Origin of the sequence: Bacillus sp. B2-WWTP-C-10-Post-4, from assembly GCF_009183805.1 — a bacterium.
Classification (GTDB): domain Bacteria; phylum Bacillota; class Bacilli; order Bacillales; family Bacillaceae_G; genus Bacillus_A; species Bacillus_A cereus.
In genome coordinates this window covers 1-17,114 of sequence record NZ_WEII01000035.1, presented here as the reverse complement: position 1 = coordinate 17,114, position 17,114 = coordinate 1, and the positions used below count along the sequence as shown (strand labels likewise).

The following is a 17,114-nucleotide window of genomic DNA, read 5'->3' as shown; positions in this document are numbered from 1 at the left end:
CAACACTTGGCTAGAGCTTCTATTCCGGCTAAATAGAAACTTTTAAAGTACTAACTTATCAACTAAACCAATTAGCTCTTGAATATCTGGCTTACTTACTTGAGCATTTGCTCCTACAGCTTCACCTTTATGGAATAATTCATTTGTAATTAATGAAGAGAAAATAATGACTGGTAAACGATTCATTACTTCACTATCCTTAACCACTTTCGTTAAATGATGTCCATCCATTTTTGGCATTTCAATATCCGTAATTAGCAAGTGAATATGTTCAAACATTTTTTCGCCTTGCTCTTTCGCTAATTTTTCAATTTGTGCTAACGCTTCTGCACCATTGCTGAAGAAGTTCATTTTCGTATATCCAGCTGATGATAATGTTTCTTCTAATATTTGGCGAAGCATCGCTGAATCTTCTGCAATGTAAATTACTTTTTCAGCTCGATCTGTTTTTTGTTCTAATCCTGCAATCGATTTATTGTCATAACCAGTGCCGCTAATTTCACATACAATTTTTTCATAATCTAATAGTAAGATGATTTTTCCATCTAGTTTTACAATACCAGATGTCGTTTCTTCTAGTCCCATAGATAATGAAGCTGGTTCATCAATTTGTTCCCACGAAATACGTTGAATACGATGCACTTCATCAACGCGGAAAATAACTTTCATTTGGTTTAATTCTGAGATGATAAATTTCGTTTGATCAAGTGGCTTTGTTGACTTTAAATTAAGAGCCATTGCCAAGTTAATAACAGGTAAAATTTCACCACGTACTTGAACAACACCTTCAACTGCATGATGAGATTCTGGCACAGTTGTAACAGGGAATGGATTAATGATTTCACGTACTTTCATTACATTAATACTAAATAGGTTTTCACCAACAGTGTACGTAACAATCTCTAATTCATTTGTTCCGCTTTCTAATAAAATACTTTGTGCTTGTGACATAAAGGTGTCGCTCCCCTTCCATTAATTCCGTATATCTAATTATTAAGCTTTATAAAAGCGAAAAAGTCAACTACCTATATAAAAAATATAGATAGTCGAACGATTCATTTTATTAAAAAACAATTAATCTTGTATAAACGAAGCAAGTGCCTCTAATAACACTTCTTGTGCTCCTACAATTTCCGTCGGCATTGCTTCCCATTTTTTCGAAAGCTCCGTCTCTACTCTTATTCTCAGCTCAGAATTCATTTCTGCTAGCACATATTCTTTCGTTGCTATATCAACATCAAGTAGCGCAAGTGCATATAATTCCGGGTCATTTATTTCTTCGAATAATCGTTTTAATACTACCGGTGCTATATGTTTTAATTTTTCAATATGAATTTCCTTATCCGAAAATAGTAACTCATATTGAATAAACGTAACATTTTCTTTAATCACTTTAAAATAACAATTATTTTTTTTATCATTCACAAAATAACCGTTTGGATCTGCGATAATACTCTCTACTTTACGAATTAAATCTGGCAAACTATTCGCCGCCATTACAGTCCGCTGCTCAACCTCACTCGGCGAAATGAATGTAACGCGATACTTATTTTGCGCCATCCTCCTCACCTCTCCTTTTATAGAAATTCAGTCTAATTGTATACTAAAACTACCTTAAATTAACTTAAAACTATTTTATATTACCACTTCTTACACTACCATACTACTCTAGTAACGCTACATATCTCTGGTCTTACACATCGGTCGGGACTCTATTAGGCACTAACCGCTCCAAAACATCGCCAGGTCCTCTCTCAAAACCTAAAAAGTGCTTTTAAGAGCCTTTCAATAACTCTATGTTATTAAACCAAAACGCTATCTGCTGATCCGTAATATTTGGCAACATAACAAAAAACTCACGACACTTCATCTCATCCTTAAACAGTTGATACTTCCAAACAGTATCGCTACCAACACTTATGAAATAAAACTCATGGATACGGCCAATGATTGCTTGTTTTTCGCCAAATGAATACGGAGGCACTTGCTTAATTTCAAATTGATCTGGTAAATATACATGCTCTTCTCGTTCTATTTTTAATACTTGCTCGGCAAGTTCACGTTTATTTTCGAAAAAAGGCAATTGTAAAATTCGCTCTTGTCTTGTCATACGAATAAAAAACCCTTTCTACTCCATTACATTTTTTCCATGCGATATATTATCTAATTAAGTTTACAACTTCATTTAATACTTCATCTGAAACTTTAATTACTTTCGCATTTCCTTGGAATCCGCGTTGGTATAACATTAAGTCAACGAATTCTACAGATAAATCTACGTTTGAACTTTCTTTTGCTGAACCTCTTACATTACCTGCACCATTCTCACCTGCAACACCTATCCCTGGAATCCCCGCTGATGGTGTGGCAATGTAATTGCCATTCCCAGTTTTCATTAATCCACCTGAATTAGGGAATGTAGCTACAGCTAGTTGTCCTACAACCTTCATACTACCATCCGAATATCTCATCATAACGAAACCACCGTCAGAAATTGAATAGTCATTTGCAATTGCAGCTGGACGCCCCGTTACTTCTGTTGTAGAAATAGTTTTCCCTGTCGGATAATTTGTTAAACCACTTAAGTCCAGTGTCAGTCCCTTACCAAAAGGAATTTTAACCGTTCCACCTTTAGTAATTTCACCAGTTACTGGATTTTTTTGTACAGCTTCATCTGTCTCCTTTAGATTTCCTAATGTATCAAATTTAAGATTTTTTTCGCCCGTCATGCCTTCAACAGGCTTAAACTCTTTTTCGTTTTTAGAATCATTTCTTACAGAAACTGTATATGTATATTCACCTGGCACAGGCTTTTCAACTTCTTTACCATCTACAGTCTCTTTTGTAGTCTTTTGTTTAATATTTACACGTAACGTTAACGAGTTCCCTTCCTCATCAAAAACTGTGAATTCGTGAGATAATGCATTTTGATTTCTAGGAAGGTTTCCACCTATTGTTGCTTTATCTGTTTGAATTCCACCAACAGCTGATCCCATTGGAATATGAATTGGACTTGGTCGTGAAGAAAAATCTATTTCTTGTGTTCCTGTTTTCACACCATAACCTAGCACATACTGTCCACTTGTATTTGTAACATAGTTATCTTTCGATACACCGAAAGACCCTTTTCTCGTATACTCTACATTTCCACTATTACGATCACCAACTAAAAATAAACCATTTCCCTCTATGGCTGTCTCCATCTTATCACTAGTTAAAGTAATAGAACCATCACTAAAATCTGTAGATGTCCCACTAAACTTTACACCGTTACCGATACTCTTTGGATTCGTACCAGCATAAGCACCATCCCCACGTGAACCAACCGTATTATTATATAGCAGATCATCAAAAATAGCTTTTTGCTTTTTATATCCAACTGTTTGTGCATTTGCAATATTATTTGAAGTAACACTTAATGCATTTTGTGCCGCATTCATCCCTGTAATACTCGTATATAACGCTTTAATCATAACCTATATACACTCCTTTGATTAATTTTGCTTAACCTCTTCATTTTTCTCTATATCATCTTTCTTCTCATCTTCTGGATTTGTTTCTGCTATCGGTTTATCTGAAACCCTTTCTACAAAACGAAGTGAGACAACTTGATTATCAACAATAAGTTGTACATCGTTATTTTCGGCAAGTCGAACTGTTTCCACTTGACCAGTCACTTGCTCCCCCTTATTGTTTATACCTCTAACATACTTTCCTAAAAATTTCATCCCACCATCAAGAGCTGTCGTATACATCGTTGATTGTAGTTTATCTACTGCTTTCGTCATATTTTGTACTTGCTCCATAAGCGATAGTTGAGCCGTTTGATTCATCATTTGGTTCATATCCATCGCATTAAACGGGTCTTGATGTTGAAAGCTTGCTAAAAATAGTTTCAAAAAATCATCTTTATCCATAATACCGGGTGTTTTTTGATTACTTGCTGATACTCCGTTTGTTTGTTGAACTGGCGATTGCACACCATTTACAGATGCGTTTTTTGTTTGCGCCCCTGCTTGTAACGGAATATGATTTGTACTCGTTGTATTTAATCCAACTGTTGGCACGCGTTATTCCTCCAATAATCCCGCAAATTCTGTTGATTGTTGTTTTTCATGATTTGTATTTGCTAATTTCTGTTTTTGCCTTTGCTCTTGTTCTCGCTGTTCTTTACGATTTTCATCTTTATCTGAATAGCTAATTTGAATATTGATTTCTTTTTCTTTTAACTTTAATTTCAATTCATCAAAAATGATTTCAACACGTTTTTTCGCATCGTGTTTTTCCATTTCTACGTGAACGTCAATTTGATCTCCATGTTTTTTCATAAACACTGTTAATGTACCAAGTTTTTCTGGATTTAACTGAAATAAAACACGTTCTTGTTTCACTACAAATTTTTGCAGCGCTTCTACTTGCGCTTCCATTTTCTTTCCTAAGTCAGGTAATGAAACTTTCTCAGCACCACTATTTGATTTCCCTATTTGTTCGGTACTCGTCGTTTTATTTAATAATTCTGCACCTGCAGAGCTCGAATCGTTTAATGCATCAACTTCTGGCAACTCTATCTTTGCATCATCGCTCTCAGCTTTCGGAAGATCTACGTCTTTAAACTCTTCTTGTTTCTTTGCAATATTACAAGTTTCTGTTTCTACAGCCTTCAATGCTTGCATCGCTTGCTCTGGCATCTTCATTTTGTCTAATACCATTTGCATTGTATCTTCTAAACATATAGCATTTTTGATATTCATATTTGAAAGAAGTTCTTGTAATTGTTGTAATTCAGCTGCAGGTAATTCATTAAGTTTAATATTGCCATATTCTTTATATAGCTCTTGTATTTTTTGTATGTATTGATATAACAATTCCGGCTGCACATGTAATTGCTCAATTGCAACCATTTGCTCAGATACAGCTAATAACAACTGTTCTGTCTCTTTTTTTTCTTCTTTCTTTACAATAGGTTCTTCTTCCGTTACCGATTTTTTAGAAAGAATATAATCTTTTCTCTCTTCTTTTGGTGCTTCTTCTCGTTTCGTTTTCTCCGTTTGCGGCTGTTTTTTATTTTCCATTCTCATCGTACGATCGAATGAAGAATCTTCATTTTTTGATTGTACTTCTAGCCCTTTTTCTTTTTGCGGAGGTAAACTTTGTTGCACCGGTAATACAGACTGTATCACTACATTCACCTCATCCATTCATACACATTTTCAAATCCAGAAGCATTTTTTCTTCCAGCTTTTCTTGTGCTTTCGCAAGCTTTTTGCAATCTTCTTGATACATCTCATCAATGACACGTTCTTTTTCTTTTACTTGCTCTAAAAGGCTTTCATTTTTTTGAATAAAACCTTCCGTTTTTTTAATTTTTCGATTCCATTCTTCTATTCTTTCAGGTGAAAACGTATGTGAAGAAAGCATTCCAGCCATAATACGTTGCCCAGTTTGTACGACTTTACTACGCGATTTCACAACATATAAATCATATTCTTTTTTTTGTTCTATTTTTCTTTTTTCAGCTGTTAATTCATACACTTCTTTTAAAATATGTTCTTTTTCTTGGTTTATTTGTAATTTTATTGTGTCGTACTGCTGTTTATCCACCTGTTTTCATAGCCCCTTTCTATTATAACGTTCTCTTTTTCTATTATATAGTTTTTTTCCAAAAAAATCTGTGAAATATTAAAAAACAAAAAAATAAGACCTCTTGGGCAGAGGCCTTATACTATATGCTGTATCGCTTCAACGATATCATCAAATTGGAAACTATCCGATCGACCTTGCTTTAAAAATGTATTTATGCCTTCTACTTTATTTTTACATTCAAAAATATAAGCATTTTCTTCATTTTCTTGAATCGTTCCTAGCTTAAAATACAATTCATTTTCTTTATAAATTGATAAAATCTTTCTCATTTCATTTGCAAGTTGCCAATGATGTGGCGAAACAATTTCTTCCATAATCCTACTTACTGAATCTAATACTGAAATTGCAGGATAATGACTAAGCGTTGCAAGCTCACGCTTTAATACGATATGTCCATCTAAAATACCACGTGCTAAATCTGGTACAGGACCATTTAAATCATCCCCATCAACAAGCACCGTATAAATACCTGTTATAGATCCCTTTTGTGTTTTTCCGGACCGCTCTAACAACTTCTTCATATAACTTTCCATTAACAGTGTTTTACCACCAATCGGTAATTCTTTAACAGCAATATCAACACTTCTTCGTGCATCGGCAAAACGAGTAACAGAGTCCATCATAAGTAATACGTTATTACCTTGATCACGGAAGTATTCAGCAATAGACGTTGCGAGTTTCGCTGCACGAAGTTGCATAAGGTGACTTTCATCTGACGTCGCTACAACAACGACGCTTTTTCGCATACCTTCCTCGCCTAACTCTTTTCGAATAAAGTCTTTTACTTCCCGGCCACGTTCTCCTACTAAACTAATAACATTTATATCAGCTTTTGCATTTTTTGCTATCATTCCAAGTAAAGTTGATTTACCAACACCTGACCCAGCAAAAATACCAATCTTTTGACCGATACCAATTGTTAGCATAGAATCAATTGATTTTATTCCTGTTTCAAATACATCGGTAATCTCTTCACGTTCAAATGCATGTATAGGTGGTGCATCTAGTTTTATTTTCTGTAATGGAATGTTTTCAGCTTCCTCATTTAACACTTCACCATTTGCACTTAACACTGTTCCGAGCAAGTGATTACCACGTGGTACAACAACATCTTCTGAAACTAATGTCACTGAATCTCCATAACATACTTTTTCTGTCTGTTCAAATGGAAGTAGCATATTATTTTCTTTTTCAATGGCAATCACTTCACATAAGACGTTATGTTCTCCAACGAAGCAAACATCTCCGATCTTCGCTTTCGGCCCTTTTGCTACGAAAAACTGTTCTTGTACACTATGAACTTTGCCTACTTTCGTATACAGCGGTGTTTCAATGAACTTATTCCATTTTTCGTTCTCATTCATTAACAGGCGGCTCATACATTTTGCTCCTCAAATAACTTCTCTTCTTCCCATTTCTGACGAAGTTTCGCAAATATAGGTGCAAATTTAAATTCAAAGAACTCTTTCTCTTCTTCCAGAACAAATTCACCAAACTGCAGGGAGAAATCATATTTCCATTCTACTAATTGTAGTAACCAATATTCTTTCGTATTCTCCTTCTCTTCTTGAATACGTTCAAACGTTTCTGGATGTACTGTAATGATTAATTTTTCAAACGAAGTTGGCAATGTTTGCACGATGCCAGTTAAAATAGGTAACACATCAAGCAATCGTGAATCTACCGCTTGATTCACGATTTTTTCTGCTAGATGAAAAGATTGATTCCATAACAACTCTGTCCATTCATACGCTGTTTCTTGTTGTTCTTTTTGAAATTGCACACGCGCTGCTTCCATCTGTTCCATTTGCTCATGAATATGCATTTGAAATTGTTCTTTATCTTGTAATAACTGCTGCCGCTCTCGTTCTAGCATTTGCTTCTCTTGCCTTAGCTGATTCATTTCCATATGTAACGATTCTTGCTGGGCGCGAAGTTCTGCATGATCAGCTTGTAATTCTTCCTCTTCTATTTGAACTGAAGCTGGTTTTGGAAATTGTAATTCATACGTTTCTTCAGAAAAAGAAACAGAATTCTTCGGAATTCTGTTTTTAAATAAGGACATCCTCTTCACCTCTTTGAACGATAATTCTTCCTTCTTTCTCTAGCTTTTTCACTGTACCAGTGATCGTTTGCTGCGCTTTTTCAGCATCCGTCATCTTAAGCGGTCCTAAGCCATCTAATTCTTCTAGAATCATCTCTTTACGGTTTGAAGACATACATGTAAATAATTTCTCTTTAATTTCTTCTTTTGCAATTTTAAGTGCTTTCGCAAGAACACCGTTATCTGTAATTTCTTCTAATACACGGCGAAGCGCAAGATCTTCAAGACCAAGTAAGTCTTCAAAGACAAACATATTTTCTTTAATTTTCTCAGATAACTCATAATCGACTTCATCCAGCTTTTGAAAGACTGTTTTTTCAACACCTCGTGAAACATTATTTAAAATATTTACGATTGTTTTCAAGCCATCAGTTTTATTAATTGCACTAAATGCCATATTATTTAATTTCGATTTTAACAACTCACCAATTTGATTAATTAACTCACCATCAACTTGTTCTAGTTTCGCTATACCCATTACCGTTTCAACGCGCTTATGATCTGGCAATCTCTCAATTAATTGAGACGCAAGTTGCGGTTTAATATAAGAAGCGATAATTGCAATTGTTTGTGGTGACTCATCATTAAGCACTGTAAGAAGTGGCTCTAAATCTGTAAGTGAATTTAAGAATTCAAACGGATTATCTTTGTTATACCAAAGATCTTCCAATAATTTTTCCAGTTCGTCTTCTGGCATGTTTTTAAATATGCGACGAATGTATTCTTTATCTGGAGTGACTAAGTTCAATTCTTTTACATTTAGTTCATATAAGAACTCTCCTAGTACATTTTCTAACGTTTCTGGTTTGTATACACGAAACTTTGCGATTTCACGAAGTAATACTTCTTTTTCCTCAGCTGTCATATATTCTATGACTTTTGCTGCCACCCCTTCTTCTAATGTACGAATAAGGATGGCAGCTTTTTCTTTGGAGGAGATTTCATCTAACATCGTTGTTCCTCCCTTACTGTCCGTTTAACCATTTTTTAATTACTTTTGCAGTTCCTTCTACATGTTCTTTCGTAGCATCCTGCACTTGTTCATCTAACGTTGGTTCTTTCGGTTCTTCTGGTTCAGGTTTTGGCTCTGGCACTATTTTTTCTTCAGGAATTTCCAAGATACTTTCATTACTTGCAGCAATTTCCTCTTCTGCTAAGTATTCTTCATATTCCTCTTCTTCTTTCTTTCTCTTACGTCTTGCTAATAAGAACCATACTAGGCCACCAATCGCTAATAAGCCAGCTGTAATTCCACCGAATAACCACCAGTTCATACCACTTTTTTCTGGCTCTTTCTCTTTTTCGGCTTTCGGCTGATCGAACTGAACAGTTACAACGTTAACTTGACCATTTATAAAGTTACCGTTCGGATCAGCTTGAAGTCCTGCCGCTGTTCCGATTGCTTCTTTAAAAGTTGTCATATCAATTCTACGTTTTACTAGCGTATCATTATCTACCCATACAACAACATTTGTTTTCGTTAATTCTGGGTGTTTCTTAATTGTTTCAACTGTTTTATCTATTTCATAGTTTTCGATTTTGTTACCATTTTTATTATCATAGACAACTTTACCATTTTGATTATTGTTCGTACCGTAGTTTGGCACTTCACCGTTCGCTGTAATACCAGCACCTTGCTTCGTATCTGCCCCTTCTTGCGCAGTAGAGCTTTCCTCTTGCTCTTGTTTACTACGAAGTACACCTTTATCACCATACTTTTCTGACTGACGTGTAACTTCATCGTAGTTTACAGATACTTTCGTATTCACTTTATATTCATTCGGTTTAAACATCGTCATTAACGTTGCATCAATATCTTGCTTTAATTTACCTTCAAGTTGGTGCTGCATCTCTACTTCTTTCTCATAAGAAGAGGAACTACTAGAATGTGCTTCATCTGCTCCTTTTGAGATAACACCTTTTTTACTATCAATAACACTTACTTCTTCTGCTTTCACACCAGGAACCGCTGCACTAATCATTTGCTGTATACCCGCAACTTGATCAGCTGTTAGCAATTGTCCACGCTTCACTCCAACCGTAATCGCCGCTGTTCCTTTTGCTTTTTCTTCATCAAAAATTGTCTCTTTTTCAGGCAATGTAATTTGAACATTTGCCGTTTCAACTGTCGCAAAATTTCTTACAATATCTTGCTCCAATTGCTTCTTCGTACCGACAATTTGCTTCATTTTTTTATCTTGCTCACTTGAACCGAGAGAGCTTTCTAATAAAATTTCCTCACCGCTTTTCGAATTAAACGGTAAGCCCATCCCATTCATTTCTTTTCGAACCCATGGAGCATCATTCTTTTGCACACGAATCGAACCATCGGCCGCTAATTGATAATCGACACCTAACTTCGATAATTCTGCTGTAATCTCTTGTTTATCTGTATCATTTAAATTTTGATATACAACAACATATTTATCTGGCAAGGTGAAGTATAAAAGTGCTCCTGTTACAATCGCTAAAATCGCAGCACCAATTACTAACTTATGCCACGTTTTTAACGATTGAATAACATTTTTCATCTTTTCCATTTAAACACACCCGTCCACTTTCCTAAATTTGCATATTAATTAGTGACTTATAATTTTCAATAAGATTATCACGTACGAGAGCAGCTGTTTTCATTTGAGACTCAGCTTTCTTTTGCTGAATTAAAACGTCATGTGTTTCTCCTACCCCTTTAGTTAGTAAATCATATACTGCTGTTTGCGCATTGTTTTGCGTTTGATTCATATCTTCCAATAAATCAATAAACTTTTTCTCCGGAGCTACAGATGTTTGAGAAGTTTTCGGTGCACCAATTGACTGAATTGCTCCAAATGGTTGTGTATGTAACATTGGTTGAATTTTCATATTACTATCTTCCCCCTTATCCTCGGCCGATTTCTAAATCTTTATCAAGCATTTTTTTATTCGCATTTAATACACTCGTATTCGCTTCATACATTTTTTGAGCAACCATTACATTCGTCATTTCAGCAGTTACATCAATATTGGGATAACGTACATATCCTTCTTCATTTGCGTGCGGATGCGTCGGATCATACACTAAATTTTCCGTTTTGTCTGCTTCAATACTTTTTATTTTTACTCCGTTAGTAGGAGCCCCATCTAACATACTTGCAAAACTATTGTTTGATTCTAGCACCACACTACGCCGCTCATATAAATCTGCCCCCGGAGCCGCCGTCGTATTTGCATTTACAATATTGTTAGAAGTAACTTCCATCCACTTTCTCGCTGTCGTTAGTCCTGAGCCACTTGCATTAATTGCCTGAAACATCCGTTGTCTCTCCTTCTACTTTTAACGTCCGCGTGCCGCTTGGTTAATTGCATATTGTGTATTAATTGCGTTAACTGAAATACCGTATAACTGATTTGCTTTCATTAAATCTAGCATTTCTGTCGTTACATCCACACTATTTCCGTCTTTATTCGTTTGCATTGATTTTGTTTGAATCTTTGCATATGTATTTTTCGTATTTACTGTCGGCAAGTGCATTTCATTCGTTTGATATAAATCTGGATTACTCTTTAAATCAGCCGCATTGTTTTTATATAACGCACTACTTTTATTCATCTGCTCAGCAAATGTTACATCTTGTGCTTTATAGCCAGGTGTATTCGCATTTGCAATATTACTAGAAACCGTATTTCGTTTCGTCACTAAATAATTCATATAATGGCTTACATCACTCACTAAATCTGGCATATTCCACACCCTTCCTTTTCTAACGTAATGATCCACTGATAGAAGTTTCACTTCATTATTTATTTTCTTATATGCATTTATTAAAATATTTACTATTATGTACCCTTACATATTTTATTCCATTTTTTCATTGTTGTCTTTAGAAAAATATAAAAATATAAAAAAGAATGCAAAAAACTGTATACACACAGTAACCTATAGAACATTTCAATATATAAACTAAAGTCCATTTTTCTATTATTTAGATTACAATTATTATTTCATCACAGTCATAAAATGAAACCTCAATCAGCGGGTTCTTTATGTAAACGAAGGAATAGACCCCCTTTTAAAAGGGGAACCTGTTTCCAGACGTTATTATTAATATTTACCGTAAAATGAATTAGCCTTCATTCGCCCATCATTTGTCATAATCATTTCTTCCAAAATCTTTTGCTTATCCCGAATATGCTGTGCTGCCTTAATAATGAACGGGCTTACTTCTGCTGCAACTTGTGCACGCGTTTCTTCATCCAATGTCATCATCCAGCGATTTAACATCTCACTCTTCTCAGCAAACTCTCTGTCTGACACTTGCAATTCACCGATTTCATTAAAACAGCTGACAAACGTCCGATAAATATCATTGTTCATTTTCAAGTGCTCCGCGGTAACCGTCTATTAAATCTTGTAACACTTTCACAATTGCATCAATATCTTTCGCTTCACGCGTTACTTTCATCGTTTGAATTTGAATGCTAATCCAATCATATAAACCATAGAGACTATCATATAAATCTTTCGTAATCTCAGGATTTAATTGAAGCTTTAGTTCTTCAAAAATACGTTCTAATTTTTCAAGAAGTGCGTCCCCTTCTTGAAGTTTAAAAGTATGTAAAAGTTCTTCTAAATTACGAAACTCTACAATACATCTTTCATAAATAAAAATTGTATTTTTAATCGGATTACTCGTCATAATATCATTTTGCATATAACGTTGCCATGCTTGCATACGATCACTTCCTCAACTTTCATTAATCATCACTTTTTTGTTTTGTCATTGCTTTAATTGTTTTTAGTTGGCTATCAAGCGCCGCCAATGTACTCTCTAGCTTTTGATACTTCTTCACGATTTCATCTTGCTTTTGCAAGTTTTGCGTCTCAATATCTTTAATCTTTTTATCTAAATCACTTACACGTGAGTCAATGTTTTTAACTCTCTCGCCGACTACACCTTTATCACCGAATAGTTTATCAAGCGGTTCTTCCATCATTTTTCCTAAACCGTTAGAACTAAAGAAAAATTGCTTCGCTGCATCGGGTTTTTCTTTTAATGCTTGTGTTAATTTTTCATCATTAACTTCCATCGTTCCATCTTGCTTTAATTGAATACCAAATGTGAATAAATAATTACCATCTTGAGAAAATGTTACGACATTGTTCATTGCCTGACGTACACTTTGCATAATAGCTTGACCTTGGAAAGCTCCACCTTTTCCAGCAAAGATATCTACTGTAGAAACAGCTTTATTATAATCAGCTACCATTTTTTTAATAACATTCGATGCATCTGTTACGTTTGAGTCATTTACTGTAAATTTTAGATCTATACCTTTTGCTTTTGGATCTGTTGTTGTACCAGCATCTGGCGCTCCTTCTACTTTCGGCTCAGTTACCTTTAACAACTCAATTTTCACACCAGGAAGAGCTTCAATTGTATTAGTAGAACCTTCCCCTTTGATACCATTAATAGTATACATAGCATTTTGTGCTTCATTGATTGTATTAAGCGCTACGCCATCCGCATTAGCTAAACCAATATCTTGAAATAGTGTAGATGTGTTCCCCTCAAACTTAATTACTCCATCTGTTCCTTCTTTTTTCGAGGTCATGAAAATTTTATTTCCAAGTGTATAAGCTGATACGCCATAATCTCCATCATTAATCTTATTAATTAAATCTTTATATGTCATATCAGTTGTTACTTTTAGTTCTTTACCACCTAGTTTTAATGTTTCATCTTTAGGAAGCTTCGCATTTATATCTTTAATGTCATTTGAAGCTATTTGATGACGCTGTGCAAGCTGTGTAATCGTCATATTAAAAGTTCCTGCAATCGCACCACCATCAGCTTTTACATTAATATAACCGTCTTGTGTTGTCGTTACTTTTTTCTCATTTCCTTTAAAAGCCGCTAAGTTTTTAAAAGTTTGTGTAAAAGAACTAAATTCTGATTTTAAACTTGTATATAGTAGTTTATCATTTGTAAGGTCATTCTTTTCTTTCGTATACGGTGTTTTTCTCATATCTAAAGCATTCATTTCTAATTCGACGAAGTTAGAAGTATCGATCATATTATTTCCGAGGTTCCAAATTTGTTGTCTACCACCAATACCTGTCATCGTTGTTCCTGCCATTTTTCTCACTCCTTATAGATTACATGTAGTCTAAAATACTCGTTTTACTCATCGTACTAACCGCTTTAAGCGTCGCTTCATACGTCGCATTTATATATGCCAAGTCAGAAATTGCGACCGCTAAATCAACATCCTCAATTTCTTTACGGTTTTCTTGAAGCGCTAAATTTTGCTCACTTAAAATTGTTTTAAACGTCTCCATTGTGTTCATTGTTGAACCAACTTCAGTTGTACGGTTAATGATGCCATCTAAGTTTTTCTTATTTTCTCCTAATAACGGTTGTAACGCTTTTTGGTCACCTTTTTGCATCGCTTCGCTCATCTGTTTTAACGTTTTTATAACCGGTGATAATAATGCTTCTCCGTTACGAAATGCCTTTAATTCATAACCATCATTTAATTGCCAGTTCACATCATTTTGTCCACCCTGGTACGTACCATCTTCTGTAAATGGTGACTTTTCTGCACTATCACCACCGAAAATATAACGACCTTGCTCTTTCGTATTCGCTAAATATACAACTTGTTTTAAAATTTGATCAATCTCTGCACCGATGGCTTTCAATTCTTTTTCACCATTTGGCTCATTTAATGCCTGTACCGTTAATTGATCTGCTCTCGTTAAAGATTTAAAAATACCTTGTAAAGTATTTTCAGTTTGTGTTAATACATTTTTTGAGTCAGCTAAATCTTTTTGCATTTGTTCAATATTCGCCAATGAATGTTGAATCGCAAATGATTTACTCGCTGCAAGTGGATCTTCACTCATAAGAAGATTTTTCTTCCCTGAAGTTACTTGGTTTCTATGGTATTGTTGTTGCACATTCAAATCCATTAACTGATTCTTTGCCCAGTTTGCATTTTGAAATGTAGATACTCTCATTTCTATCTCCTCCTTATATATTTCCAATCAATTATTATCACTTATCGAATAATCGAAAATAGACTATCAAACACTTCATTCATTGTAGTAATAGCTTTAGAGTTTGCGACGAAATATTTTTGGAAGGCCATTAAATTTACCATTTCCTCTTCCATATTTACACCTTCAACGCTCATTTTTTCTTGCTGAATACCTTCTAGTAAATCGCCATGAATTTTTTGATAACCATTTACTGCACTTTTATCAGATGCAACACGAACTATAAATTGGTCTAATGCTTGTTTATAAGAAAGACCTTCTTTATAATCTCCATCTGTAACTGCTGCTAGTTTATTTGCTGTTTCAGCAGACATTTTCATTTTCGAAACATCTTTTTGGAATTCTGGATTTAACTTCATATCTTTTGCATAATCTCCAACGAAGAAATCTTTTCCCATCACTGTATTCACTTGATTTTTCACTGAACTCATTAAGTCTTCGAGATTTTTTTTATAATCAACAATCTTTGCTTTCGTATCAATCGCTGATTTTATCGCTCCGCTAGTTACAGAGATTTCTGAACCGTAAATCTCAACTGACATTGGGTCTTTTTCTTTATTTAATTGAAGTGGATATGTATCTTGTCCATTTACTGTTAAAATACCATTCATTCTAACACTCGCGATATTAGGATTCATAGATTCATAAGATACTTCTATGTTTGCATACTTAGACATCTCTGTAACGATGCGATCTCGTTCGTCTAAAAGTTGATTCGGCACTTGTGTACCCGCTTGTCCAATTTTATGATTCGCTTCTGCTAAACTAGCAGCAAGACGATTAAATTCATTAACATGCGCTTCAATATCTTCTGCTGTCTGTGCTTCCACTGTATCTAAGTTTTTCGCAAGACGATTCACTTGACTTGTGAACTTCCCAGTTTCAGAAATTAATGTATCATAGTAGTTTGGTTGCTCTGGATTTTTTGCTACTTCACGAAAGGCATTAAAGAAACCGTCCATTAAACTAGATAATGAATTCTTCCCTGTCGTTCCAACCATAGACTCTACACGTGATAAAGTTGAATTCATGTAGTTATAGTAAGAGAGCTGAGATAATTGATCATTAAACTGCTTCGTCTTTACCTCATCAGTAATACGGTCAACACCTAGCGTTTGTACACCGTAACCAATTCTCTGTTCTGGCGTATGACCATTGCTTGCTCCAACAGATCCGTAATTCACCATTTGACGCACATAACCCGGTGTATGAATGTTAGACAAGTTTTGTTTCGTTGTTTGTAACCCCATTTGAGCCGCTAACATGCCAGATAGCGGTGTATTATAATCAGATAATCTCATAAAGCTTCACTTCTCCTTTACAATAGTTCGTTCATAAAGATTTGCGAATTATTGTTTCGCTCTAAGTTATATTCAGAAACAGAATCCACAATACTTTCTGTAGTTTTTAATAGTACGTTTAAGTAATATTGATTTTTCAAAAGAAGCATTTTTACATTCTCTTCTAATTCAGTTACGTTTTTTTGTAATTCTTCCATTTTTTCAATTTCTTCTTGAGAAAAATACGAAAATAACGCACTTACACGAAACGCTTCAACTCCTTGTTCTTTACAGAACTGAACAACCATTTCTTCTAATGAGCTTGATAACCCTTTTAAACCATCAATGTACTGCAATTGCTCTACTTGCAATTTTTGAACTGCATTTACATTTTTATTTTTTAAATTCTCATATATTTGCTCTCCAAGCGCTTGAATATTTTCATACGCTTTTTGAATAATAACGAGTTTTTCATATAATTGTATGTACATATAGCTTCCTTCCTTTTACAAGACTAAATTCACAATTAAACCATGGATTTCTCCAATTTGATTTAACATTTCTAAATGTCCTGTTTTCGTATTAATTAAATTCATAACATCTTCTAATTCATTCAATCCCATTTCTGCCTGTTTCACAATCGTCATTTTCTGTGAATATCCGTAACGCGGGTGACGAGACATGACATCTTTATACTGCAATACATTATCCACGTAAAAATTCAAAAATGATTTTACTGTATTTTTGTATTCCATTACATTATCAAGCGTTAATTCCATTTCAATTTTCTCTTTAATTTCTCCAATATTATCGACAAAAGCTTCCATTTGTTCTAGTAATTTATCTTTTTTCGGATCTGCATGCAAATTATCCGAAAATGCAAGTCCTGTTCTGACATTTGCTTCTTTCGGCATTTGAGTAGCAGGCGGTATATGCGATAAAATTGGATTATGCGAGATAGAACGTAGCATATATATCACCTATTTATTTTTTTATTTCTTCCTAAACTTAATCGTAAAATCCAGTTATTTATAATTATACTCTGAAC

At 34.6% G+C, this 17,114-nt stretch carries 21 protein-coding genes; all 21 read right to left on the bottom strand.

The window, feature by feature from the left end:
• Window positions 1–42: 42 nt before the first annotated feature.
• The 21 genes from GBN78_RS15430 to GBN78_RS15330 all read right to left on the bottom strand — a co-directional run bounded on the left by GBN78_RS15430 (window position 43) and on the right by GBN78_RS15330 (window position 17,037).
• Window positions 43–951, bottom strand: a complete 909-nt coding sequence (locus GBN78_RS15430; protein WP_000075943.1) for a chemotaxis protein — start codon at window positions 949–951, stop codon at window positions 43–45.
• Between the two features lie 123 nt (window positions 952–1,074).
• Window positions 1,075–1,560, bottom strand: coding sequence for a hypothetical protein (locus GBN78_RS15425; protein WP_000068298.1), 486 nt, complete (start codon window positions 1,558–1,560; stop codon window positions 1,075–1,077).
• Window positions 1,561–1,774: 214 nt separating this feature from the next.
• Window positions 1,775–2,110, bottom strand: coding sequence for a DUF3964 family protein (locus GBN78_RS15420; RefSeq protein ID WP_000198169.1), 336 nt, complete (start codon window positions 2,108–2,110; stop codon window positions 1,775–1,777).
• Between the two features lie 49 nt (window positions 2,111–2,159).
• Window positions 2,160–3,473 carry a flagellar hook protein FlgE gene (flgE, locus tag GBN78_RS15415; RefSeq protein WP_000588310.1) on the bottom strand — a complete coding sequence of 438 codons (1,314 nt, stop codon included), beginning with the start codon at window positions 3,471–3,473 and terminating at the stop codon, window positions 2,160–2,162.
• Window positions 3,474–3,494: 21 nt separating this feature from the next.
• Window positions 3,495–4,067 carry a flagellar hook assembly protein FlgD gene (locus GBN78_RS15410; protein ID WP_001143477.1) on the bottom strand — a complete coding sequence of 191 codons (573 nt, stop codon included), beginning with the start codon at window positions 4,065–4,067 and terminating at the stop codon, window positions 3,495–3,497.
• 3 nt (window positions 4,068–4,070) lie between these two features.
• A complete protein-coding gene (locus GBN78_RS15405; protein ID WP_128267217.1) occupies window positions 4,071–5,180 on the bottom strand; it encodes a flagellar hook-length control protein FliK in 1,110 nt (369 codons plus the stop codon).
• Window positions 5,181–5,190: 10 nt separating this feature from the next.
• Complete coding sequence (locus tag GBN78_RS15400; RefSeq protein ID WP_000360855.1) at window positions 5,191–5,601, bottom strand: hypothetical protein; 411 nt, start codon at window positions 5,599–5,601, stop codon at window positions 5,191–5,193.
• Between the two features lie 116 nt (window positions 5,602–5,717).
• Window positions 5,718–7,022: a flagellar protein export ATPase FliI gene (locus GBN78_RS15395; protein WP_000088698.1), complete on the bottom strand. Its 1,305-nt coding sequence runs from the start codon at window positions 7,020–7,022 to the stop codon at window positions 5,718–5,720.
• Window positions 7,019–7,708: a FliH/SctL family protein gene (locus GBN78_RS15390; protein WP_000051692.1), complete on the bottom strand. Its 690-nt coding sequence runs from the start codon at window positions 7,706–7,708 to the stop codon at window positions 7,019–7,021. The genes GBN78_RS15395 and GBN78_RS15390 overlap by 4 nt, the downstream gene beginning before the upstream one ends.
• Complete coding sequence (gene fliG, locus GBN78_RS15385) at window positions 7,695–8,699, bottom strand: flagellar motor switch protein FliG (protein ID WP_000883364.1); 1,005 nt, start codon at window positions 8,697–8,699, stop codon at window positions 7,695–7,697. Before fliG ends, GBN78_RS15390 begins: the two co-directional genes overlap by 14 nt.
• Window positions 8,700–8,712: 13 nt before the next feature.
• Complete coding sequence (gene fliF / locus GBN78_RS15380; RefSeq protein ID WP_098300379.1) at window positions 8,713–10,287, bottom strand: flagellar basal-body MS-ring/collar protein FliF; 1,575 nt, start codon at window positions 10,285–10,287, stop codon at window positions 8,713–8,715.
• Window positions 10,288–10,309: 22 nt separating this feature from the next.
• A complete protein-coding gene (fliE, locus tag GBN78_RS15375; RefSeq protein ID WP_000701670.1) occupies window positions 10,310–10,609 on the bottom strand; it encodes a flagellar hook-basal body complex protein FliE in 300 nt (99 codons plus the stop codon).
• Window positions 10,610–10,625: 16 nt separating this feature from the next.
• Window positions 10,626–11,039 carry a flagellar basal body rod protein FlgC gene (flgC, locus tag GBN78_RS15370; protein ID WP_000484680.1) on the bottom strand — a complete coding sequence of 138 codons (414 nt, stop codon included), beginning with the start codon at window positions 11,037–11,039 and terminating at the stop codon, window positions 10,626–10,628.
• 21 nt (window positions 11,040–11,060) lie between these two features.
• A complete protein-coding gene (gene flgB / locus GBN78_RS15365) occupies window positions 11,061–11,519 on the bottom strand; it encodes a flagellar basal body rod protein FlgB (RefSeq protein ID WP_372588481.1) in 459 nt (152 codons plus the stop codon).
• Window positions 11,520–11,828: 309 nt separating this feature from the next.
• The gene (locus GBN78_RS15360; RefSeq protein ID WP_001058088.1) at window positions 11,829–12,101 is read right to left on the bottom strand and encodes a hypothetical protein; all 273 of its coding nucleotides are present in this window, start codon (window positions 12,099–12,101) and stop codon (window positions 11,829–11,831) included.
• Window positions 12,091–12,459 carry a flagellar export chaperone FliS gene (locus GBN78_RS15355; RefSeq protein WP_001149516.1) on the bottom strand — a complete coding sequence of 123 codons (369 nt, stop codon included), beginning with the start codon at window positions 12,457–12,459 and terminating at the stop codon, window positions 12,091–12,093. The genes GBN78_RS15360 and GBN78_RS15355 overlap by 11 nt, the downstream gene beginning before the upstream one ends.
• A 22-nt stretch (window positions 12,460–12,481) precedes the next feature.
• A complete protein-coding gene (locus GBN78_RS15350) occupies window positions 12,482–13,864 on the bottom strand; it encodes a flagellar hook-associated protein 2 (RefSeq protein WP_000929291.1) in 1,383 nt (460 codons plus the stop codon).
• Between the two features lie 19 nt (window positions 13,865–13,883).
• Complete coding sequence (locus GBN78_RS15345; protein WP_001266405.1) at window positions 13,884–14,747, bottom strand: flagellar hook-associated protein 3; 864 nt, start codon at window positions 14,745–14,747, stop codon at window positions 13,884–13,886.
• Between the two features lie 41 nt (window positions 14,748–14,788).
• A complete protein-coding gene (flgK, locus tag GBN78_RS15340) occupies window positions 14,789–16,087 on the bottom strand; it encodes a flagellar hook-associated protein FlgK (protein ID WP_001239714.1) in 1,299 nt (432 codons plus the stop codon).
• Window positions 16,088–16,104: 17 nt separating this feature from the next.
• Window positions 16,105–16,557 (bottom strand): hypothetical protein, encoded by a 453-nt coding sequence (locus GBN78_RS15335; RefSeq protein ID WP_000275882.1) that lies wholly within the window; start codon window positions 16,555–16,557, stop codon window positions 16,105–16,107.
• Window positions 16,558–16,572: 15 nt separating this feature from the next.
• Complete coding sequence (locus GBN78_RS15330; RefSeq protein WP_000946323.1) at window positions 16,573–17,037, bottom strand: YaaR family protein; 465 nt, start codon at window positions 17,035–17,037, stop codon at window positions 16,573–16,575.
• Between the last annotated feature and the right edge of the window lie 77 nt (window positions 17,038–17,114).

Excerpts from the sequence above, each read along its gene's own strand:
- GBN78_RS15430 (WP_000075943.1), bottom strand. The coding sequence starts at position 951 with ATGTCACAAGCACAAAGTATTTTATTAGAAAGCGGAACAAATGAATTA.
- GBN78_RS15425 (WP_000068298.1), bottom strand. The coding sequence starts at position 1,560 with ATGGCGCAAAATAAGTATCGCGTTACATTCATTTCGCCGAGTGAGGTT.
- GBN78_RS15420 (WP_000198169.1), bottom strand. The coding sequence starts at position 2,110 with ATGACAAGACAAGAGCGAATTTTACAATTGCCTTTTTTCGAAAATAAA.
- flgE (WP_000588310.1), bottom strand. The coding sequence starts at position 3,473 with ATGATTAAAGCGTTATATACGAGTATTACAGGGATGAATGCGGCACAA.
- GBN78_RS15395 (WP_000088698.1), bottom strand. The coding sequence starts at position 7,022 with ATGAGCCGCCTGTTAATGAATGAGAACGAAAAATGGAATAAGTTCATT.
- GBN78_RS15390 (WP_000051692.1), bottom strand. The coding sequence starts at position 7,708 with ATGTCCTTATTTAAAAACAGAATTCCGAAGAATTCTGTTTCTTTTTCT.
- fliG (WP_000883364.1), bottom strand. The coding sequence starts at position 8,699 with ATGTTAGATGAAATCTCCTCCAAAGAAAAAGCTGCCATCCTTATTCGT.
- fliF (WP_098300379.1), bottom strand. The coding sequence starts at position 10,287 with ATGGAAAAGATGAAAAATGTTATTCAATCGTTAAAAACGTGGCATAAG.
- fliE (WP_000701670.1), bottom strand. The coding sequence starts at position 10,609 with ATGAAAATTCAACCAATGTTACATACACAACCATTTGGAGCAATTCAG.
- flgC (WP_000484680.1), bottom strand. The coding sequence starts at position 11,039 with ATGTTTCAGGCAATTAATGCAAGTGGCTCAGGACTAACGACAGCGAGA.
- GBN78_RS15360 (WP_001058088.1), bottom strand. The coding sequence starts at position 12,101 with ATGAACAATGATATTTATCGGACGTTTGTCAGCTGTTTTAATGAAATC.
- GBN78_RS15355 (WP_001149516.1), bottom strand. The coding sequence starts at position 12,459 with ATGCAAGCATGGCAACGTTATATGCAAAATGATATTATGACGAGTAAT.
- GBN78_RS15350 (WP_000929291.1), bottom strand. The coding sequence starts at position 13,864 with ATGGCAGGAACAACGATGACAGGTATTGGTGGTAGACAACAAATTTGG.
- GBN78_RS15345 (WP_001266405.1), bottom strand. The coding sequence starts at position 14,747 with ATGAGAGTATCTACATTTCAAAATGCAAACTGGGCAAAGAATCAGTTA.
- flgK (WP_001239714.1), bottom strand. The coding sequence starts at position 16,087 with ATGAGATTATCTGATTATAATACACCGCTATCTGGCATGTTAGCGGCT.
- GBN78_RS15335 (WP_000275882.1), bottom strand. The coding sequence starts at position 16,557 with ATGTACATACAATTATATGAAAAACTCGTTATTATTCAAAAAGCGTAT.
- GBN78_RS15330 (WP_000946323.1), bottom strand. The coding sequence starts at position 17,037 with ATGCTACGTTCTATCTCGCATAATCCAATTTTATCGCATATACCGCCT.